Genomic DNA, 20,776 nt, shown 5'->3' with positions numbered 1-20,776 from the left:
TTTAAAATTTAGGTCTGCATATGTTGAATAAAGTCATGTTCTTTTTGCCGAGCTTGGGCGGTGGCGGTGCAGAACGTACAGTCATTCAACTCGCCAACAGCTTTGCGGAACAAGGTCTAAATATTCATTTGGGCGTGTGTAATGTCACAGGTGATAAAGCTAAGCTGTTGCCTGAAGTCAGCCCGAAAATTCAATTGGTGAATTTTAATTGCGGTCGGGTGATGAATAGCATCAAGCCTTTAAAAATAAAAATGAAAGCTGAGCAATACGACTGCTTAGTCGCAACGCAAACCCACACCAATATTGTGGCAGGTATTGCGAAAAGACTCGCAGGTGTTAAAACGCGATTAATCTTCCGTGAAGTATCTACGCCGTCCAAAAACTTAAAATTGCAAGGTCTTGCCAAATTTTTGCTGAAAACTTTGGTGAATTGGACTTATCCCATAGCACAGCAAGTGGTTTGTGTCTCTAAAGGCGTAGAAGCCGATTTTCGTGAATATTATGGCTATAAAAATAATAATCTGAGCACGATTTATAACCCTGTATTGGACGATGCCTATTTTGAAAAACTCAAAGCGCCAGTCACACACAAATTTTTAAATGGTGACCATAAAGTGATTTTGGCAGTGGGGCGTCTCACTGAAGCAAAGAACTTTGGTTTTCTGATCCGCTCCTTTAAAGCCTTGCATGATCAGCATCCTGAAACCCGATTATTGATTTTAGGTGAGGGCGAATTGCGTGCAGAGTTTGAGGCTTTAGTTGCTGAATTGGGTTTAAAAGACGTGGTGGATTTGCCGGGCTTTGATGCCAATCCATACGCTTATTTTAAATATGCATCGCTATTTGTTTTAAGCTCGAATTGGGAAGGCTTGCCGGGTGTACTTATTCAAGCCTTAGCCTCTAAAGTGAAAGTGGTGAGTACCAACTGTCCAAGTGGACCAATGGAAATTCTAGAAAACTCTAAGTTTGGTTTATTGGTTGAATGTAATGATCAGGCAGGTTTAACCCAGGCGATGCAGCAAGCGATATTTGCAGATTATGTGCGATATCAAGAAGCTGATTTTGAAGCGCATATTCAGAAATTCCACAAGGCAACGGTATTGAAGCAGTACTTAAACATGATGGAGTCTGCAACATGAGCAAACCGTTGATGGTACATGTGATCACCAACTTTGCAGGCGTGGGTGGTGCCGAAATGATGTTGGCACGCTTAATTCAGCAAACTGAACATGACTATCAGCACGTGATCATTGCACTGATGAAAACTTCCAATGTGTATCAAAGTACTTTAGAGCGTTGTCAGTCGCATTATGCGCTCGGTTGGAATGGTTTAAATACGCTGAGTACGGTGAGTCAGCTGCGCGCATTACTCAAAAAGCTACAGCCCGCAACGGTGCAATGCTGGATGTACCATGCCAATGCATTGACCAGTCTCAGTGTTATTGGTTTAGCGAAAAAACCAAAGGTCGTATGGGGTATTCATCATTCTCTTGCTTCTCCTAAAGATGAATCAATCAGCACCAAGATTGCCTTGGGCATAAGCAAAATACTGTCACAGCAACCTTGTGCTATTATTTATTGTGCGCATTCGTCTATGCAGCAGCATCAGGCCTTCGGCTTTAAAAATGGCAATAGCCAAGTGATTGCCAATGGCGTGTTTCTCGATAAATTTCAGCCTAATCCCCAATTGCATGAACCAATCGTGATTGGTTTTGCAGGGCGTTATCACACGGCCAAAGGCTACCCCTATTTGTTTGAAACGATGGGCTTACTCAAGGATCAAGACATCATCTTTAAAATTGCAGGTAGCGGCGCGAGTTTAGAGAATCCTGAAGTAAAGGCTTTATTCGATCAATATCAATTGGATAGTCAAAAAGTCCATTTATTGGATCAAATCTCAGATATGCCTGCTTTTTATCAATCGATTGATGCATTCCTCATGACTTCAATTACCGAAGGTTTTCCGAATGTGTTGGTGGAAGCAATGGCATCGGGTTTGCCTTGTATTAGTACCGATGTTGGTGATGCGCAATATATTGTGCAAGAGCTTGGCGAAATTGTACCGCCGCGCAATTCGGCTGTATTGGTGCAAGCAATTTTAAATTATGTGCAGCAAAGCAATGATGAAAAATTGCAGTTGAAACAAGCCGTGCGTGAGCGCGTAGAAGCACATTTCAGTATTGAGAAAGTGAGTCAGCAATATATGCAAGTTTGGGAGCAAAGCCGTTGAAATTTCTGATGATCAGCAGTTTTTTGCCATCGGTACTCAATTTTCGTGGCAAGTTATTAGAAGCGATTTCTGCCCGAGGTTATGAAATTCACATCATGGCACCTGAGTTTGCCAGCTTTCCTGAAGAACAGCAAAAACTGCAAGCCCTTGGCTATCATCTGCATGAAATTCCCATGCAGCGCACAGGCACCAATCCGCTGTCGGATTTAAAACTGTTAAAACATCTCTATCAGAAGATCCGTCAAATTCAGCCTGACTACGTACTGTCCTATACGATTAAGCCTGTGATTTATGGCACGCTCGCGTCATGGCTTGCGAAAGTACCGCATCGTTTTGCTTTAATTACTGGTCTGGGCTACGCGTTTCAAAATGTGGAATCTGGCAAGCGCAGTGTATTCCAAAAAATGGTGCATGGCTTATATGCACAAGCGCTCAAACGTAGCGATAAAGTCTTTTTTCAAAACCCAGACGATTTAAAGCTGTTCCAAGACATGCACTTACTAGATCCTAGTAAGCCGACGGTGGTGGTGAATGGTTCAGGGGTGAATGTGCAAGACTTTGATGTCTTGCCCTTACCGCAAAATGATGTGGGGACAGTTAAAGCCTCATTTTTACTTATTGCACGGCTTTTGGGTGATAAAGGTGTGCGCGAATATGCTGAATCGGCGCGCATCATCAAAGCACAATATCCTGAATCGGAATTTCATTTGGTCGGTTGGATTGATGATAATCCATCAGCTATTTCTCAAGCCGAACTCGATGAATGGATTGCCGATGATCGCCTCAAATATTGGGGCAAACTCAGTGATGTCCGTCCTGCAATTGCGGAAAGCTCGGTCTACGTGTTGCCCTCCTACCGTGAAGGCACGCCACGTACGGTATTAGAGGCGATGGCGATGGGACGTGCGATTATTACCACCGATGCACCAGGTTGTCGTGAAACGGTATCGCACGGTGTGAATGGTTATTTGGTCGGAGTGAAGTCTGTAGATGATTTGGTGCAATGCATGCAATACTTTATTGAAGATCCAAAACTGATTGAGTATATGGGACAGCGTTCACGTGAAATCGCGCTGAATAAATATGATGTGCATCAAGTGAATAAGCACATGATGGCTGAAATGGATATCCATTAAAGGCGATTCATCCAATTTTAGAGACGATCCAAATGACCTTCAAATATATAAAAAGTGATTTATACCGTTATACCGGTAATCTTGATTTTAAATCATTTTTGAAAACTTATTTTTTCAATCGCGGTTTTAATTTTTCATTTTGGCTGCGTTTGGCCAGTGCAAAATCTTTTTGGGCGAAGTTGGCTTATCCCATTTATTATTATAAAAAAAAGCAGTACGGCATAGATATTCATACCACAACTCAAATTGGATATGGTCTGTTTATTGGTCATGGCGGGCCGCTGGTTGTTAACCCTACGACTGTGCTTGGCAATAATGTAAATTTATCGCAATTTACCACCATTGGTGCAAATGGCGGCCGTCAAGCAGCAGAAATTGGTGACAATGTTTATATTGGGCCGAATGTTTGCATCATTGAGCATGTCAAAATTGGCAATAATGCCACTATCGGTGCGGGCAGCGTTGTGACGAAAGACATTCCTGAAAATGCAACTGCGGTAGGAAACTACGCGAAGGTGATCAGCATGAATAACCCGGGTCATGCAGTCAATCGTCGTTGGACCGATCTCTAAACGACTATATTTTCGGGATCTTTTGGAATGGGCAATACTTGAGTCCCTTTGACGGTTGAAATATTTTACAAATCTGATGGTCTCGAACAGGGTATAATCATTGCTATAAATGGATACCATTCCCCCATCTTCATCTAATCTTAAGAGTGAACCATGTTAAAGCGTTTATTGGATATTGTGATTGCATCATCTGCGCTGGTGCTGCTGTCTCCTGTTTATGCTTTGGTGGCTTATAAGGTGAAAAAGAATTTAGGTTCTCCTGTTTTATTCCGTCAGCTACGTCCGGGTCTGCATGGTAAGCCTTTTGAAATGGTGAAGTTTCGCACTATGAAAGATGCACTCGATCTCGATGGCAATCCATTACCAGACAGTGAGCGTCTGACCGCATTTGGTAAAATGCTTCGTGCCACCAGTTTGGATGAAATGCCTGAACTGTGGAATGTGATTAAAGGCGATATGAGTATTGTCGGACCACGACCATTATTGATGGAATATTTACCCCTCTATAATGAGCAACAAGCCAAACGTCATAACGTGCGTCCGGGCATCACAGGACATGCTCAAGTGAATGGTCGTAATGCCATTTCATGGGAAAAAAAGTTTGAACTCGATACGTGGTATGTGGAAAATCAGTCTTTATGGCTCGATTTTAAAATCATGTTAAAAACCGTGAAAAAAGTGATTGCTAAGGATGATATCAGTGCCGAAGGTGAAGCCACCACGACCAAATTTACCGGCACACCGGAACAAAAATAATGACAACACTCTATGCGATTTACGGAGCTTCAGGTTGTGGGCGCAGTTTAATGCCTGTTGCACGCCAGCAATTAGCACGTGAAAGCGATGCTTCAGAAATCGTATTTATTGATGATGCCTTAGAATCGGTTGCAGACGTAAATGGTCATCGTGCCATGAATTACCTCGCATTTTTAAATGAAACGGCTTCAGAAAAATACGTACAAATTGCCATTGCCAATAGTCATGTGCGAGAAAAGATCGCTCAGCGTTTAAAGATGGATGGCATTCAGCTTTGGTCGATCATCGCGGACAATGTGGTTTTAATGGATCAAATTGAGCTTGCTAAAGGCTCTGCTTTAAGTCCATTTGTCACTATTGGCTCAAATGTCAGAATCGGTAAGTGTTTTCAAGCCAATTTATACAGTTATGTTGAGCATGATTGTGTGATTGGGGATTTTGTTACTTTTGCGCCAGGCGTAAAATGCAACGGCAATATTCATGTTCATGACCATGCCTATATTGGCGCGGGTGCGATGATTAAGCAGGGCACACCTGATCAGCCTTTAGTGATTGGTGTAGGTGCTATTGTTGGTATGGGTGCTGTCGTGACTAAAAGTGTCCCAGCAGGCGCAACAGTGGTGGGCAATCCTGCCCGTATTGTGACGAAAAAATAGATTTTTAAACTCGATTTTGAGACTAGGAAAACTCCATGTTAAACAGTGCATTTGAACCTTGGCCAAGCTTTACTCAAGCAGAAGCCGATGCGGTATCAAAAGTCCTTTTATCTAATAAGGTGAATTATTGGACCGGTCAAGAATGCCGTGAATTTGAAAAGGAATTTGCACAGTTTGCAGGAACCAAGCATGCAGTTGCCGTGGCCAATGGTACAGTTGCGCTGGATGTAGCACTCAAAGCCTTAGGTATTGGCGCAGGCGATGATGTGATTGTTACCTCACGCACGTTTTTAGCTTCGGCAAGCTCGATTGTGACTGCAGGTGCCAATCCTATTTTTGCCGATGTAGAGCTGGATTCACAGAATATTTCTCGCCGTAGCATTGAAGCAGTGATAACACCGAATACCAAAGCGATTATCTGTGTGCATTTGGCAGGCTGGATGTGTGATATGAACCCGATCATGCGGTTGGCTGAAGAAAAAGGCATTTTTGTGATTGAGGATTGTGCCCAAGCGCATGGTGCAATGTACAAAGGAAAATCAGCTGGTTCCATCGGTCATATAGGCGCATGGTCTTTCTGCCAAGACAAAATCATGACCACGGGCGGTGAAGGTGGCATGGTCACTACCAATGATGAAAGTTTGTGGAAAAAAATGTGGTCGTATAAAGATCACGGTAAAAACTTTGATAGCGTGTATAACAAGCAACATCCGCCGGGATTCCGCTGGCTGCATGACTCATTTGGCACCAACTGGCGCATGATGGAAATGCAGGCGGTGATTGGCCGTTTACAGCTCAAACAAATGCCAGAATGGACTGCAAAACGTAATGCCAATATGGCGCGTATCCAAGCGGCGTTTGAAAATAGCCCTTATTTTACTGTAGCAAAACCATCTGTTGAATATGTGCATGCAGCCTATAAATGCTATGTTCAAGTCAATGTCGATGCATTACCCAACGGCTGGTCGCGTGATCGAATCATGGCTGAAATCAATGCATTGAATGTGCCTTGTTTTAGTGGCTCGTGTTCAGAAGTGTATTTAGAAAAAGCTTTTGATGATACGCCTTGGCGTCCTGCGCAGTCTTTACCGCAAGCTAAACAGCTCGGTGCAACAAGCTTAATGTTCCTTGTACACCCAACATTGTCTGAGCACAGCCTGCAGAAAACCGTGGATGCGATCCAAGCGGTGATCGCAAAAATCTAAACCTGAAAAGAGCGTATAATATGCGCTCTCATTCGCTTTACTGACCCCATTTGAGCATCTTGTGAAAGACTTTATCCGTTCTATAGCATCATTACCGCGTCGCCAAAAACAAATCGTTTTGGTGCTGATGGATATTTGTGTTTTACCGTTAATGATGTGGCTGGCTTATGCCATACGTTTGGCACGCCCGAATGTACAGGTCATGCAAGGACTGGATGCTTGGTACATATATGTCGGTGTGGTTGGCATTCTGATTTTTGCTTTGCTTGGTATTTACCGTGCAATTGTGCGTTCATTTAATGAAGACTATTTGCTGCGAATTTTAATCGGAACATTTATTCAAATCGTGGCCTTATACACGATCAAAAAATTGAATGTTGCATTTATTCCCATGAGTATTCCACTGATGTATGGCTTTATGCTGTTTTCATACATGTGGTGGAGCCGTGCAGTCATTCGCTACGCTACTCTTAAAACCTTTGCCAAAAAGCAAAGCCGTAAACGTGTGGCAATTTATGGGGCAGGGCTGGCAGGTCAGCAAATTGCAGCAGCGCTAAACCGTTCAGATGATTATTTACCTGTGTGTTTTATTGATGACAAACGCTCTTTACATGGACAGTCACTGAGTGGTTTAAAAATTTATGCACCCCAACGTGCAGCAGCTAAATTGGGTAAATTTGGTATTGAAGAAGTATTACTTGCCATGCCTTCCGTTGGTCGTGCACGGAAAAAAGAGATTATTGAGTCTTTTGATTCAGCAGATGTCAAAATTATGGAGCTGCCAGGGGTAACGCAACTGGTGGATGGGCAAGTCCAAGTTTCAGATATTCGCGAAGTGGATATTATTGACTTATTAGGCCGTGATCCTGTACCGCCGAAACCTGAACTGTTAGAAAAAAATATTAAAAATAAAGTGGTCATGGTGACAGGAGCAGGGGGGTCGATCGGCTCTGAGTTATGTCGTCAGATTGTGAAGCATCAGCCTAAAATGTTAGTGCTGTTTGAAATGTCTGAATTTGCTTTGTATTCAATTGATCGTGAATTGCAGGCTTCTGATATACAAATTATTCCAGTGCTAGGTTCTGTCACCAATCAGCAAAAATTAGAACGTATTATTCAAGAGTACAAAGTGCAAACAGTTTATCACGCCGCAGCTTATAAACATGTACCACTTGTTGAAGCAAACCCATTTGAAGGTATTTATAATACGTCCATTGGCACACAGCGTAGTGTAGATGCAGCGGTGAATCAAAATGTTGAAACTTTTGTTTTAATTTCAACCGATAAAGCGGTACGTCCAACCAATGTGATGGGGGCGTCTAAACGCATGGCAGAATTGTATTGTCAGGGCCTAGCGTCGACGAATCCAAAAACGCAAATTAGTATTGTACGCTTTGGCAATGTACTTGGTTCGTCAGGTTCTGTCGTCCCTTTGTTTAAAAAGCAGATTGCTCAAGGCGGGCCTGTTACAGTAACGCACCCAGAAGTCACGCGTTATTTTATGACGATTCCTGAGGCAGCTCAGCTTGTGATTCAGGCAGGTGCGATGGGGACTGGCGGTGATGTATTTCTGCTTGATATGGGCGAGCCAGTTAAAATAATAGACTTAGCTAAACAAATGATTCGTTTGAGTGGTTTTCGAGCTATAGATGAAAATGGTATAGGTGATATTGAGATACAATTTACAGGTCTACGTCCGGGTGAAAAGTTATATGAAGAGTTGTTAATTGATGCTGAAAATGTAAAAAAAACGGATCATGAACGGATATTAAAGTCTTATGAAAAATATTATGGATATTTAGAGGTTGCTGAAATATTTATACAGCTTAAAAGTTACAAGCATCGTGATGATTTAAATGAATTATTTACGATACTAAAAAAATATGTGGATGGTTATTGCTCAGCATCTATAGATAAGTAATTTTAATAGTAGTATTAAAATTTAATTTAACTGGATGATATAATTAAGGATAACAAAATTAAAGCTATACCTTAATACAGTGAATTTTAAAATTTAGGATATTTATGAAGATTATAGTAACAGGTGGAGCAGGTTTTATTGGTTCTGCCGTGATTCGACATATTATTAATCATACTAATAATGAAGTATTAAATATTGATAAGCTGACTTATGCTGGCAATTTAGAATCTTTAGAAAGTATTGCTGATAGTGAGCGTTATCAGTTTTCTCAAACTGATATTTGCGATCGTATTGCATTAGATCAAATCTTTGAAAGTTTTCAACCAGATGCTGTGATGCATTTGGCAGCAGAGTCCCATGTAGATCGCTCAATTACAGGTTCGGCTGCATTTATTGAAACCAATATTATTGGTACATATCACTTGCTGGAAGCTACCCGTCATTATTGGAACGGTTTAAATCAAAATAAAAAACAAGCATTTCGTTTTCACCATATTTCAACAGATGAGGTTTATGGTGACTTAGAAGGTACAGATGACTTGTTCCTGGAGACAACACCCTATGCTCCGAGTTCGCCATATTCGGCAAGTAAGGCCAGTTCAGATCATTTAGTTCGAGCTTGGCATCGAACTTATGGACTACCAACAATGATTACCAATTGTTCAAATAATTATGGTCCTTATCATTTCCCTGAAAAATTGATTCCTTTAGTGATTTTGAATGCTTTAGAAGGTAAGGCACTTCCAATTTATGGTAAAGGTGATCAAATTCGCGATTGGTTATATGTAGAAGACCACGCTAGAGCATTATATAAAGTGGTGACTGAAGGCATTGTGGGAGAGACGTACAACATTGGTGGACACAATGAAAAACAAAACATTGAAGTCGTAAAAAAGATTTGTAAGATTTTAGATGAGTTAAAGCCCCAGTCGAATGGACAAGCTTATGATTCACTGATCACATTTGTACAAGATCGTCCTGGTCATGATTTGCGATATGCCATTGATGCAACAAAAATTGGCCATGAATTAGGCTGGAAACCTAAAGAAACGTTTGATACAGGTATTCGAAAAACAGTTGAATGGTATTTAAGTAATTTAGAGTGGTGTCGTCGTGTTCAAGATGGCAGTTACCAAGGTGAAAGATTAGGTGTGAATGCATAATGAATACAAAAGGTATTATTCTCGCAGGTGGATCGGGTACACGTTTATACCCAATTACAAAGGGTGTATCCAAACAACTACTCCCAATTTACGACAAGCCAATGATTTATTATCCAATTTCTGTACTTATGTTGGCAGGCATTCAGGATATTCTGATTATTACGACACCTGAGGATAAAGAGAGCTTTGAACGCCTGCTTGGTGATGGTTCACAGTTTGGTGTTCGTTTGCAGTATGCCATTCAACCTAGTCCGGATGGGTTGGCTCAAGCGTTTATTATCGGCGAAGAGTTTATTGGTGATAGTAATGTGTGCTTGGTACTTGGCGATAATATTTTTTATGGTCAGGGTTTTACACCAATGCTGAAGCAGGCTGTAGCTCGCCAAAAAGGCGCTACAGTTTTTGGCTATCAAGTAAAAGACCCTGAGCGTTTTGGTGTAGTTGAGTTTGATGAGCATAAACGCGCAATTTCATTAGAAGAAAAACCTAAGCAACCAAAATCAAATTTTGCAGTGACAGGTTTATATTTTTATGACAATGATGTGATTCAAATTGCAAAAGAAGTTAAACCTTCTGACCGTGGCGAATTAGAAATTACGACAGTGAACCAAATGTATTTGGAGCGTGGTGATTTAAATGTTGAGCTCCTGGGCCGAGGATTTGCATGGCTCGATACTGGTACACATGCAAGTTTGCTTGAAGCAGCCCAATTTGTAGAGACCTTAGAAAAGCGCCAAGGCTATAAAGTCGCATGTCTTGAAGAGATCTCTTTAAATAACGGTTGGTTGAGTAAAGAGCAAGTTTTGTCCATTGGTCGAAGCATGAGTAAGAATGATTATGGTCAATATCTGATTTCTTTGGTAAATGAATAAAATGAGCTTAGTAAAGTTAATTGATTTGCCGAACTTTGGTGATGAGCGTGGTGGGTTAGTGGCTATTGAGTCCAATCAGTCCATTCCCTTTGACGTTAAGCGTTTATATTATATTTTTAATACTGTAGATAAGCCTCGTGGTTTTCACGCACATCTTGATTTAAAACAAGTGGCTATTTGTTTAAAAGGGAGTTGTCGGTTTATTTTAGATGATGGTCGTCAAAAGGAAGAAATTGTATTAAATTCGCCTGATCAGGGCTTACTTATTGAAGGTTTGATTTGGCGAGAAATGCATGATTTTTCTGAGGACTGTGTTCTACTTGTTTTGGCAAGCGATCATTATGATGAAAGTGATTATATTCGTGAATATGAGCAATTTACTAATTATAGTATATTAAAGTTAGTTGAATATAATTATGGATTCCTCGAAAAATCATGGGATTGGCTAAAAGACGAAGAATTAAAATATTTAACAATGACGCCTGGTTTTACTAAGAGACAGCAAGAAGATTTTTTTGAAAGCCTTCCTACAAGAAAGGATTATTATATTTATGGTATCTCTTTTAAAGAGGTTGCAATAGGGGCTTGTGGGTTAAAAAATTTAATAGATGATAAAGCTGAATTATGGCTCTATATTGGAAATAAGGAATATTGGGGAAGGGGCTTAGGAAAAAAAGTAATGGCATTATTAGAAAATGATGCTTTGGAAAAAGGTATAAAAAAATTATATCTCAAAGTTTTGAAAGAAAATAAAGTTGCTATCAATTTATATAAGAAACTTAACTATGTTGATATCGAAGAGTATGATGAATATATAGTTATGGAGAAAATACTGTGAGCTTCCAGATAACGAAATATACGAATGCTGATAAAGGCGTATGGGATGATTTTTTATTAAATTGTAAGAATTATCACTTTATGTTTCATCGTGATTTTATGGAATATCATTCAGATCGTTTTGATGATTTTTCTTTAATTGTTAGGGATGAGAAGAATAAAATAGTAACTTTATTACCTGGTAATATAAGTGATGGTATATTTTATAGTCACCAAGGTTTAACTTTTGGTGGGTTTCTAATGGATAAAAATATTCACGCAATAGATATATTGAAAATTTTTGATGAACTTAAATTTTTTTTAAAGTTACATAATATTAATAAAATCATTTATAAGTGTATACCTGTTATTTATCATCAATATCCAGCTCAAGAAGATCTATATGCATTATTTAGGAGTGATGCACAACTCTATAGAAGAGATATAAGTTCTTCTATATTAATTTCAAATGGTTTTAAATACTCTAAAGGTCGAAAGTGGGGGGTTAATAAGGCAAAAAAGGAAGGGGTTTTTTGTAAAGAAATTGATAAACCTAGTGAAGTATGGGCATTAATAAGAGAAGTTTTAGCTGGTCACCATGATGCAAAACCTGTTCACAGTGAAGTTGAAATTGATTATTTAAAGGGAAAGTTTCCCAAAAATATTAAGGCTTATGCTGCTTTTTTAGATGAAAAAATAGTTTCGTGTTCAGTTACGTTCGAAACTACTGAAGTTGTTCATACACAATATTTAGCCTGCAATCAAGTAGGTAGAGATATTTGTGCGTTGGATATGTTGATTGATTTTATAATCTCTGAAGCATCAAAATACGCAAAATTTTTTGATTTTGGAATTTCAAATGAAGACAATGGGAAATATCTAAACAATGGGCTGATTAGTCAAAAAGAAAGTTTTGGTGCCCGAGCAATTGTTCATGATTTTTATAGTGTAGACATTTTATGATTTCTTTCCTAGATTTAAAAAATATTAACCAGCAATATAGAGTAGAGTTAATAGAAGCCTGTACCCGCGTAATCGATTCTGGTTGGTATATCTCAGGTAAAGAACTTGAAAATTTTGAACAAAACTTTGCAAGCTATTGTGGGGTTAAATTTGCGATTGGCGTGGCCAATGGTTTAGATGCATTAATTTTAACCTTACGTGCTTGGAAAGAGCTAGGTAAACTACAGGATGGCGATGAAGTCATTGTCCCTGCAAATACATACATTGCAAGCATTCTAGCGATTACGGCTAACAATTTAACACCAGTTCTAGTTGAGCCTAATCTGCAAACCTATAATATTGACCCTTTAAAAATTGAAGCTGCAATTACATCTAAAACTAAAGTCATTTTACCTGTCCATTTATATGGACAATTGGCTGCAATGCCTAAGATTATGGATATTGCCAATAGATATAATCTCTTAGTTTTAGAGGATTCAGCTCAGGCTCATAGTGCAGAAATCCATGGCAAAAAAGCTGGAAACTGGGGCGATGCTTCTGGATTCAGTTTTTACCCGGGAAAAAATCTAGGCGCACTAGGTGATGCTGGGGCAATTACAACAAATGATGCTGAATTGGCACAAACGTTAAGGGCCTTGCGCAATTACGGATCACACGAGAAATATAAAAATTTATTCGCGGGTGTGAATAGTCGATTAGATGAAATCCAAGCAGCAATGCTCGATGTCAAATTAAAATATTTAGATGCTGAAGTGAAACATCGTCGTACAATTGCAAAAATGTATCTTGAAGGGATTAAAAACCCTGAATTAAGCTTGCCTTTGACAGATACAGATGCTTCGCAATATGACCAACATGTTTGGCATTTATTTGTCGTTCGTTCAGAAAATCGAGAAGCATTACAGCAATATTTAGCAGAAAATGGCGTACAAACGTTAATCCATTATCCAATTCCCCCACATAAACAGCAAGCATATAAAGAATGGAATAATTTGAGTTATCCGATCTCTGAGAAGATTCATGATGAAGTAATGAGCTTACCAATGGGGCCAACGTTGAGTTTGGAGGATGTGGAAAAAGTAATTCAGCTTTGTAATAGTTTTAACGCCTAAAATGAATTTGCTTAAGACCAGTGTACTAAATGGAGTGGCTGTTTTAATCAAAACAGCCACAATGTTTTTATTGAATAAAATATTAGCCGTATACGTCGGACCTGCTGGTTATGCTGCTATTGGTCAATTCCAAAACTTTATTCAAATGATCACGACATTTGCAGGAAGTGCGGTGAATACTGCTGTTATTAAGTATACTGCCGAATACCATGAAGATGAAAAGAAGCAAAGAGCTGTCTGGAAAACGGCCGGAAGCATTGTTTCAATCTTTAGTTTTATTTTCACTTTTCTTGTATTCACTTTTCATCAACAGTTGTCATTTTGGATATTTAAAACGGGAGACTATGGCTCTATTTTAATATGGTTTGCCGTATTTCTGATTTTTTTTAATTTAAATGCGCTTTTGTTAGCGATCCTGAACGGTAAAAAAGAAATACTCAAGCTAGTTGTTGCCAATATTGCCGGCAGCTTATTTTCTTTGGTGATCACAGGGCTGCTTGCAGTAAATTTTGGACTATATGGCGCACTGGTTGCGCTAAGCATCTATCAGTCTCTTAACTTTATTGTAACTTTGTTTTTGAGTTGTAGATCTGAATGGTTCAATTTTTCATACATATGGGGAAGAATTGATCCTGAAATTGCAAAAAAAATTGCTGCATTCGCTGCAATGGCCTTAGTCAGCGCCATTTGTGTACCTTTATCCCAAATTGTCATCCGTGGCTATCTCGTTCACGAATATAATGCTGTGTATGCTGGTTATTGGGAAGCAATGATCCGCTTAAGTGCTGCATATCTGATGCTAGTCACTACAACATTAAGTGTTTACTATTTACCAAGGCTGTCTGAGCTGACAAATATTCAGGAAATAAAGAAAGAAGTTTATTTGGGCTATAAATTTATTTTCCCCTTAGCTGCACTTGGCGGTACTGCAGTATATCTGCTAAAGGATTGGATTATCCCGCTGCTTTTTAGTGCTGCATTTTTGCCAATGCGAGAGCTGTTTTTATGGCAGATGATTGGCGATTCACTTAAGATTGGCAGTTGGATTTTAGCTTACCTGATGCTGGGTAAAGCAATGACAAAGTTATTTATAAGCACTGAAATTATTTTTGCATGCAGTTCCGTTGCTTTAACTTATTTATGCACACAATATTTTGGTTTTAAAGGGGTTTCCATTGCTCACCTGGTCAATTATGCATTGTACTGGAGTGTAATGGGGTATTTTGTATTTGATGTATTGAAAGATCGAGAGAATAGTTTTGGAAAATGATAATCAGCCTTTAGTTTCTGTTGTTATTGCATGCTATAACCATGAACATTTTGTGCAAGATTGCATACAAAGTATTATTGATCAGACATATGAAAATATTGAACTGATTATTATAGATGATGGATCAAAAGATAGATCTGTAGAAAAAATACAAGAAATGATTCCTGCTTGCAAACAGAGATTTGTTAGATTTGAGTTTCGATACAGACCTAATAAAGGGTTAAGTGCAACTTTGAATGAAGCATTGGAATGGTGTGAGGGGACGTATTTTTCACCAATTGCTTCAGACGATATATTATTGATTAAAAAATTAGAAAAACAAGTTTTTCTTATGGAGGCCAATACTACTTGCAAAGGTATTTTTGGAAATATGATTTTGATTGATGATAAAAATAAGGAGTATTCATATGATTTTAAAGAAGAAAAGAAATTCTTTTTTAAAGATTTATTTAAATATAGTGAATATTTACCAGCACCCACTCAAATTCTTAGGCTCAATGATATCAAGAGTATAGGAGGGTATAATGAAAAATTTATTATAGAAGATTGGTATATATATTTAAAACTAATTGAAAAAGGTGGTTACTTTTTACGAACTGAAGATTTTTTCACTAAGTACAGATCACATGCTGATAATTTGTCTAAAAAAAGGGACTTAATGGTGATCGGTAAGTTACAAATTGCAGATTACTTTAGACAATATGAGGAAGATGCAAATAAGTTAATAATGGAAGTATATTTATTTGCATTCATAAAAATATTGATATCAAATCCATTGTTAATGTTTCGGATTTTTTTTGAAAAAATTGTAAGAAGATTAAGAGGATATTTATGATTCCTAAGATTATTCATTACTGCTGGTTTGGTGAAAAGCCTATGTCTCCTTTAATTCAAGCATGCATCTTAAGTTGGAAAAAATATTTGCCAGATTGGGAAATTAAAGAGTGGAATGAATTGAACTCTCCTATTGACCACCCATTTGTAAAGAAAGCATTACAAGATAAAAAATATGCTTTTGCAGCTGACTATGTTCGTTGTTATGCACTTTATGAATATGGTGGAGTTTATTTAGATACGGACATGGAAATAATTCGGGATTTAAGTCCTTTGTTGATATATGACTTTTTTTCTGCTTATGAAGATTCAGACAAGAGTAAGGTGAGTTGTGGTGCTATTGGATCACTCAAGGGAAATATTTTGATGAATAAAATGTTAAAATATTATGATCAAAATAGTACGATGTATATTGCAATGCCTCAAATTTTAGGAAGAATTTACAATGATTCAAAGTTTTCTAACTTTAAAATATTAAAATCAGACTCATTTTATCCTTATAATCCATTTGATGAATCAAAGCCGGTAAAACAGCTTATGTTTAATCAAATCGTAGATGAAACATATGGCATACATCATTGGGGGTACTCTTGGAAATTTAATTATTTTGAAAGGATAATTAATAAGTTAAAAGTAATGTTGAAAGGATTATAGTATTGAGTTTTTTGTTACAATTGAATAGAAAGCATCTTACTAATTGTATGTGGGTGTTTTTTTTGTTCATATATATATTTAATATAGCTATTTTTTTTAAATTTGGTTTTTTGATTTTTTTATTTTCTTTTTTAGGTTTGTTTTTTGCTTTAAAATCACTTGATGAATTCAGAAAAATCGATTTTTATATTTTAATTTTTTTAATTTTTGGTTTTTTTATAAATACTATATCAGCTTTATTTAATAACAATCTAGATTATAGCTACTATTATGAGGTTTATTTATTTGTTTATTTTCAGGTTTTAGCTTTAATTGGTATATTTAGGTTGGGTGATACTAATTTAGATTTTATTAGAGTGGTTAAGTTTAGTGCGATTGCTGTCCTATTTCAACTAGTTTTGTCTGCGTTGATTAGTTTTTCTCCTACTCTTGAGAAGGTATTTTATTCAGTTGTTTATAATAATTTGTCAGATTTATCTAGGCTTGATGATTTGAAACTTGAGCGAATTGTTGGGGTTGGTCGTTCCTTTTTTGCTTCAGGAATTATTAATTCTTTTATATTAGTTTGTTTAAGTCAAATTATAAAATATGAAAAAAAACATATAATGTTTTGGTTATTTATTTACTTTATGATAGCCATTATTGGAATGATGAGTTCTAGAACAACTTTAGTTGGATTTGCTATAGGTTTCTTATTATTGTTTTCTAGCTTTTCTATAACCCAGATAAAAATATTATTTTCAGGATTGTTTTTGCTATTTATTGCTGTTGTTTTATATATTTTTTATGGGAGGGAGTTTTTAGACTTTCAATTATTTAAGTTTGGTTTTGGTTTGTTTTTGAGTAATGGCGACTCAGATGCTAATAATTCATTTAATACACTATTAAGTATGTTTTCAAAGTTACCTGAGAGTTATAAAACTTGGGCTATTGGTGATAATATGTATAACTTGAAAAGTGGTTATTACATGAATACTGATATTGGCTATTTTAGGATAATTTTTGCTAATGGTTTGCTAGGTCTTAGTGTTTTTTTAATTTTCAATATATATTTAATATTTCAAATAAAATCTCCATTTGTTGATCTTAAATTTAAAATAGCACTGTTAGTTTTACTGTTAGTTTTACTAGCTAAAGGTATTACTGTTTTTGTTTCTTTATTGATGTTGTTGATTTATGCATGTAATTCTATAAAAAGGTGTAAAGTTGAAAAAAATACTGTTTATTATTAACTCTCTTAAGAGTTTGTCAGGTAGTGAGCGAGTAGCTTGTATACTTGCAAATGAACTTGCTGAGACACCTAATTATAAAATTACTTTAATTAATAGAGATGTTGATTTCAATAATACTGCTTATGAGTTGCACTCAAGTATTCATGTGGAAAAAATTTCAGGATCACTGTTTCAGTTTTATCAAGGTTTAAAGAGCTTTATTTTAAATAAAGCCCCTGATATTGTTATAGTACATAATATGGGTAAGCTTTCATTGTTATGTGCATTTATCCCACAAATTAAAAAGCTTGTAAGTCTAGAACATGTATCTTTTATAAGTCGACCTAAGGTTGTACAATTACTAAGTAAATTATTATATAAAAAAATTGATCAGGTAGTGACTTTAACTTCAATTGATAAAAGTTTTTTTAGTGATTTTCATGATAATGTATTGATTATACCAAATTTTTCTCCTTTTCCAATCTCTAATACGATAAATCGATCACAAAAGCAAATAGTTGCAATAGGGCGATTAACTGATCAAAAAAACTATATCCATTTGCTAAAAGCATGGAAGAAAATATTCAATCAACTTCCTGAGTGGCAACTCTCTATTTTTGGTGACGGCGAGCATGAAACCTTGTTAAATGAATATATTCAGTCAAATGCGATCGGAAATGTTTATTTAAAAGGAGCTACCTCTGATATAAGGAGTGTTTATGAAGCATCTAGTTTTTTTGTGATGTCATCAAAATATGAAGGTTTACCTATGGTTTTAATCGAAGCTCAAAGTTTCGGTTTGCCTATTGTTTCTTACGATTGTCCTAATGGACCAAGTGATATTATTAAAGATAAAGTGAATGGTTATTTGGTTGAGGATCAAAATATTGATCAACTAGCAGATCGTATTCTTTTACTTGCTAGTTCTCCATTGGATTTGGTTAAATTCTCACAGAATTCTTTAAAGAATGCAGAAAATTATCAACCTGAAAAAATCTTGCATCTTTGGTCTGAACAAATTTTTAAAGGTTAATTGTATGTTCTCGGTTTTAATATCTATTTACTATAAAGAAAAGCCTGAACATTTTAATGCTTGTATGAAAAGTATATGGGATCAGCAAACTTTAAAACCAACAGAAATTGTTTTGGTGGAAGATGGTCCTCTAACAACTGAACTATATGAGTCAATTGCTGTATGGTCGGAGCGTTTACAACAAACTTTACGAATAATTAAGCTTCAAGATAATGTAGGTACTGGGAAAGCAAAAAATATCGGTCTTCAAAATTGCCAATACGAAATTGTATCTATAGTTGATACTGATGATATAAGTGTATCTGATCGTTTTGAGAAACAGATTAAATGTTTTGAAGCAGACAGTGAGTTAGTCATTTTAGGGGGGCAAATTACCGAATTTGTCGATGATATAACATCCCCATCAGGTATGCGGATTGTGCCATTAGATAATCCGGCTTTGAGACAATATGCAAAAAAGCAAAGCCCCTTTAATAACATGACTATATCTTATAGAAAGTCTAAAATTATGGAAGTGGGTGGTTATCAACATCACTTATGGATGGAAGATTACAATTTATTCCTTAGAGTCATTGCTAAAGGCTATAAAATACAGAATTTGCCTGATGTACTCGTTTATGCGCGAATTGACAATGGAATGCATGCGCGCCGTAAAGGTTACGAATATATTAAAAGTGAAAAACAATTACTAAATTTAAAAAAAGAACTCAAAATTCAAAACCCAATACATGCTAATATTCTCTTCCTAATAAGGTCTGCTTTTAGGCTGATGCCTAGTTCATTGCTAGGTAAAATTTATAATACTTTTCTACGAAAAAAAGTTCATAAATAAGAGTGGTATTTTTAATTATGAAACGTTTTGTTGATGTTGTCATCTCACTAATAGCACTAATCCTCTTATCACCAATTTTTTGCTTAGTTGCTTTTAAGGTCCGTAAAAACTTAGGTTCTCCAATATTTTTTCTGCAAGAACGTCCGGGTAAAGATGGCAAGCTTTTTAAAATGATTAAGTTCCGGTCGATGAAAGATGCAGTGGATAAAGAAGGCAATCCCTTACCAGATGAACAGCGTATAACGCCTTTTGGACAAAAACTTCGTTCCACTAGTTTAGATGAAATGCCACAACTCATAAACGTCTTAAAAGGGGATATGAGTATTGTTGGTCCACGTCCTATGCTTAAAGACTTTGTAGCATTATATTCACCAGAACAAGCTCGTCGCTTGGAAGTTAAGCCTGGGATGACAGGCCTAGCACAGGTGAGTGGTCGAAATGAACTTGATTATGAAGAACGCTTTAAATGCGATGTTTGGTATGTAGATAACCATAATACTTTGGTTGACTTTAAAATCATGTTCAAAACAGTTGGTGTGATGACCAAACGAGAAGGTATTAATGCACCTGGTCATGTTGGTCCTTCTTTATTTCAAGGAAATGATCCTGAAAAAATTAAAGATAAAATCAAGTCATAAATTTTTATTAGTGAACTATTTGTAATGATCAAAAAAGCCATTCTCCCTGTTGCCGGTTTAGGTACACGTTTTTTACCTGCGAGTAAATCCATTCCCAAAGAAATGGTCACCGTGGTTGACCGACCAGCGATTGAATATGTAGTTAAAGAAGCAATTGCTGCTGGTATTGACCAGATTATTTTGGTCACACACAGTTCAAAAGCATCAATTGAAAATTATTTTGATCGAAATTTCGAACTAGAAACAACCTTAGAAAATAAGAAAAAAAATGATTTATTAAAAGAAATTACCGAGATTTTACCGCCACATGTGAGTGTAATCAGTGTGCGTCAACCTCAGCCTCTAGGTTTAGGCCATGCGGTTTTATGCGCTAAAGCGGTTGTTGGTGATGATGATTTTGCGGTACTTTTACCCGATGTATTAGTCAAAGATTCATCAGAGCGTAATGATTTAAGTTTAATGATTCAACGTTTTGATGAAACCCATGCATCACAAATTATGGTTGAAGCCGTACCAGATCACATGGTAGATCAATACGGCATTGTCGATGTTGCATCGACACCTGCAGAAGGTCAAAGCATCCAAATGCAAGGGATTGTAGAAAAGCCAGCAGTCGGTTCAGCACCGTCAAATTTATCAGTCGTTGGTCGCTATATTTTACCTGCCAAAATTATGCAATTACTTGAAAACACGCCTAAAGGGGCAGGTAATGAAATCCAACTCACCGATGCAATTGCAGCATTGCAAGCGACCGATACAGTGGAAGCCTATCGGATGAAAGGTCAAACATTTGATTGCGGCAGTAAACTGGGCTATCTCAAAGCAGTTTTACATTATGGCGTAGACCATCCAAAATTAGGTGAGGAATTTAAAGCGCTGATCAAAGAACTAAAACTATAAAA

The 20,776-nt window shown here is 37.0% G+C and carries 21 protein-coding genes; all 21 read left to right on the top strand.

All coding sequences use genetic code 11. The features are described 5' to 3' along the window. The first annotated feature begins 20 nt into the window (after positions 1-20). The 21 genes from FTT85_RS03615 to galU all read left to right on the top strand — a co-directional run bounded on the left by FTT85_RS03615 (position 21) and on the right by galU (position 20,774). Complete coding sequence (locus FTT85_RS03615; protein ID WP_180182892.1) at positions 21-1,139, top strand: glycosyltransferase; 1,119 nt, start codon at positions 21-23, stop codon at positions 1,137-1,139. Further along, positions 1,136-2,230, top strand: a complete 1,095-nt coding sequence (locus tag FTT85_RS03610) for a glycosyltransferase (protein ID WP_180182891.1) — start codon at positions 1,136-1,138, stop codon at positions 2,228-2,230. Before FTT85_RS03615 ends, FTT85_RS03610 begins: the two co-directional genes overlap by 4 nt. After that, positions 2,227-3,366, top strand: coding sequence for a glycosyltransferase family 4 protein (locus tag FTT85_RS03605; protein ID WP_180182890.1), 1,140 nt, complete (start codon positions 2,227-2,229; stop codon positions 3,364-3,366). Before FTT85_RS03610 ends, FTT85_RS03605 begins: the two co-directional genes overlap by 4 nt. A gap of 32 nt (positions 3,367-3,398) precedes the next feature. After that, entirely contained in the window at positions 3,399-3,938 is a 540-nt protein-coding gene (locus tag FTT85_RS03600; protein WP_180182889.1) for a serine O-acetyltransferase, read from the top strand. Between the two features lie 153 nt (positions 3,939-4,091). After that, the gene (locus FTT85_RS03595) at positions 4,092-4,694 is read left to right on the top strand and encodes a sugar transferase (protein WP_180182888.1); all 603 of its coding nucleotides are present in this window, start codon (positions 4,092-4,094) and stop codon (positions 4,692-4,694) included. Further along, the gene (locus FTT85_RS03590; RefSeq protein WP_180182887.1) at positions 4,694-5,350 is read left to right on the top strand and encodes a NeuD/PglB/VioB family sugar acetyltransferase; all 657 of its coding nucleotides are present in this window, start codon (positions 4,694-4,696) and stop codon (positions 5,348-5,350) included. The genes FTT85_RS03595 and FTT85_RS03590 overlap by 1 nt, the downstream gene beginning before the upstream one ends. A gap of 35 nt (positions 5,351-5,385) precedes the next feature. Further along, positions 5,386-6,555 (top strand): DegT/DnrJ/EryC1/StrS aminotransferase family protein, encoded by a 1,170-nt coding sequence (locus tag FTT85_RS03585; protein WP_180182886.1) that lies wholly within the window; start codon positions 5,386-5,388, stop codon positions 6,553-6,555. Positions 6,556-6,616: 61 nt separating this feature from the next. Further along, the gene (locus FTT85_RS03580) at positions 6,617-8,476 is read left to right on the top strand and encodes a nucleoside-diphosphate sugar epimerase/dehydratase (protein ID WP_180182885.1); all 1,860 of its coding nucleotides are present in this window, start codon (positions 6,617-6,619) and stop codon (positions 8,474-8,476) included. Between the two features lie 104 nt (positions 8,477-8,580). Next, on the top strand, positions 8,581-9,639 hold the full coding sequence (rfbB, locus tag FTT85_RS03575) for a dTDP-glucose 4,6-dehydratase (protein ID WP_180182884.1): 1,059 nt from the start codon (positions 8,581-8,583) through the stop codon (positions 9,637-9,639). Further along, positions 9,639-10,511, top strand: a complete 873-nt coding sequence (gene rfbA / locus FTT85_RS03570; protein ID WP_180182883.1) for a glucose-1-phosphate thymidylyltransferase RfbA — start codon at positions 9,639-9,641, stop codon at positions 10,509-10,511. The genes rfbB and rfbA overlap by 1 nt, the downstream gene beginning before the upstream one ends. A 1-nt stretch (position 10,512) precedes the next feature. Beyond that, a complete protein-coding gene (locus FTT85_RS03565; protein ID WP_180182882.1) occupies positions 10,513-11,349 on the top strand; it encodes a GNAT family N-acetyltransferase in 837 nt (278 codons plus the stop codon). Next, on the top strand, positions 11,346-12,290 hold the full coding sequence (locus FTT85_RS03560) for a GNAT family N-acetyltransferase (protein ID WP_180182881.1): 945 nt from the start codon (positions 11,346-11,348) through the stop codon (positions 12,288-12,290). The genes FTT85_RS03565 and FTT85_RS03560 overlap by 4 nt, the downstream gene beginning before the upstream one ends. After that, entirely contained in the window at positions 12,287-13,402 is a 1,116-nt protein-coding gene (locus tag FTT85_RS03555) for a DegT/DnrJ/EryC1/StrS aminotransferase family protein (protein ID WP_180182880.1), read from the top strand. The genes FTT85_RS03560 and FTT85_RS03555 overlap by 4 nt, the downstream gene beginning before the upstream one ends. A gap of 1 nt (position 13,403) precedes the next feature. Beyond that, positions 13,404-14,672 (top strand): O-antigen translocase, encoded by a 1,269-nt coding sequence (locus FTT85_RS03550; RefSeq protein WP_180182879.1) that lies wholly within the window; start codon positions 13,404-13,406, stop codon positions 14,670-14,672. Further along, positions 14,662-15,507 (top strand): glycosyltransferase, encoded by an 846-nt coding sequence (locus FTT85_RS03545; RefSeq protein ID WP_180182878.1) that lies wholly within the window; start codon positions 14,662-14,664, stop codon positions 15,505-15,507. Before FTT85_RS03550 ends, FTT85_RS03545 begins: the two co-directional genes overlap by 11 nt. After that, positions 15,504-16,160, top strand: coding sequence for a glycosyltransferase family 32 protein (locus FTT85_RS03540; RefSeq protein WP_180182877.1), 657 nt, complete (start codon positions 15,504-15,506; stop codon positions 16,158-16,160). The genes FTT85_RS03545 and FTT85_RS03540 overlap by 4 nt, the downstream gene beginning before the upstream one ends. Before the next feature lie 47 nt (positions 16,161-16,207). Further along, positions 16,208-17,392 (top strand): hypothetical protein, encoded by a 1,185-nt coding sequence (locus FTT85_RS03535; RefSeq protein ID WP_218955422.1) that lies wholly within the window; start codon positions 16,208-16,210, stop codon positions 17,390-17,392. After that, positions 17,367-18,404: a glycosyltransferase family 4 protein gene (locus FTT85_RS03530; RefSeq protein WP_180182875.1), complete on the top strand. Its 1,038-nt coding sequence runs from the start codon at positions 17,367-17,369 to the stop codon at positions 18,402-18,404. The genes FTT85_RS03535 and FTT85_RS03530 overlap by 26 nt, the downstream gene beginning before the upstream one ends. Before the next feature lie 4 nt (positions 18,405-18,408). After that, entirely contained in the window at positions 18,409-19,236 is an 828-nt protein-coding gene (locus FTT85_RS03525) for a glycosyltransferase (RefSeq protein WP_180182874.1), read from the top strand. A 17-nt stretch (positions 19,237-19,253) separates the two neighbouring features. Further along, positions 19,254-19,874 carry a sugar transferase gene (locus FTT85_RS03520; protein WP_180182873.1) on the top strand — a complete coding sequence of 207 codons (621 nt, stop codon included), beginning with the start codon at positions 19,254-19,256 and terminating at the stop codon, positions 19,872-19,874. A gap of 24 nt (positions 19,875-19,898) precedes the next feature. After that, on the top strand, positions 19,899-20,774 hold the full coding sequence (gene galU / locus FTT85_RS03515; RefSeq protein WP_180182872.1) for a UTP--glucose-1-phosphate uridylyltransferase GalU: 876 nt from the start codon (positions 19,899-19,901) through the stop codon (positions 20,772-20,774). The last annotated feature ends 2 nt before the right edge of the window (positions 20,775-20,776 follow it).

The sequence above is a fragment of the Acinetobacter sp. YH01020 genome, assembly GCF_013420275.1.
Taxonomy (GTDB): domain Bacteria; phylum Pseudomonadota; class Gammaproteobacteria; order Pseudomonadales; family Moraxellaceae; genus Acinetobacter; species Acinetobacter amyesii.
The sequence above is the reverse complement of the archived record's forward strand: the minus strand, read 5'-3'. Positions and strand labels throughout refer to the sequence as shown.

Excerpts from the sequence above, each read along its gene's own strand:
- FTT85_RS03615 (WP_180182892.1), top strand. The coding sequence starts at position 21 with ATGTTGAATAAAGTCATGTTCTTTTTGCCGAGCTTGGGCGGTGGCGGT.
- FTT85_RS03610 (WP_180182891.1), top strand. The coding sequence starts at position 1,136 with ATGAGCAAACCGTTGATGGTACATGTGATCACCAACTTTGCAGGCGTG.
- FTT85_RS03600 (WP_180182889.1), top strand. The coding sequence starts at position 3,399 with ATGACCTTCAAATATATAAAAAGTGATTTATACCGTTATACCGGTAAT.
- FTT85_RS03595 (WP_180182888.1), top strand. The coding sequence starts at position 4,092 with ATGTTAAAGCGTTTATTGGATATTGTGATTGCATCATCTGCGCTGGTG.
- FTT85_RS03590 (WP_180182887.1), top strand. The coding sequence starts at position 4,694 with ATGACAACACTCTATGCGATTTACGGAGCTTCAGGTTGTGGGCGCAGT.
- FTT85_RS03585 (WP_180182886.1), top strand. The coding sequence starts at position 5,386 with ATGTTAAACAGTGCATTTGAACCTTGGCCAAGCTTTACTCAAGCAGAA.
- rfbB (WP_180182884.1), top strand. The coding sequence starts at position 8,581 with ATGAAGATTATAGTAACAGGTGGAGCAGGTTTTATTGGTTCTGCCGTG.
- rfbA (WP_180182883.1), top strand. The coding sequence starts at position 9,639 with ATGAATACAAAAGGTATTATTCTCGCAGGTGGATCGGGTACACGTTTA.
- FTT85_RS03565 (WP_180182882.1), top strand. The coding sequence starts at position 10,513 with ATGAGCTTAGTAAAGTTAATTGATTTGCCGAACTTTGGTGATGAGCGT.
- FTT85_RS03555 (WP_180182880.1), top strand. The coding sequence starts at position 12,287 with ATGATTTCTTTCCTAGATTTAAAAAATATTAACCAGCAATATAGAGTA.
- FTT85_RS03550 (WP_180182879.1), top strand. The coding sequence starts at position 13,404 with ATGAATTTGCTTAAGACCAGTGTACTAAATGGAGTGGCTGTTTTAATC.
- FTT85_RS03540 (WP_180182877.1), top strand. The coding sequence starts at position 15,504 with ATGATTCCTAAGATTATTCATTACTGCTGGTTTGGTGAAAAGCCTATG.
- FTT85_RS03535 (WP_218955422.1), top strand. The coding sequence starts at position 16,208 with ATGTGGGTGTTTTTTTTGTTCATATATATATTTAATATAGCTATTTTT.
- FTT85_RS03525 (WP_180182874.1), top strand. The coding sequence starts at position 18,409 with ATGTTCTCGGTTTTAATATCTATTTACTATAAAGAAAAGCCTGAACAT.
- FTT85_RS03520 (WP_180182873.1), top strand. The coding sequence starts at position 19,254 with ATGAAACGTTTTGTTGATGTTGTCATCTCACTAATAGCACTAATCCTC.
- galU (WP_180182872.1), top strand. The coding sequence starts at position 19,899 with ATGATCAAAAAAGCCATTCTCCCTGTTGCCGGTTTAGGTACACGTTTT.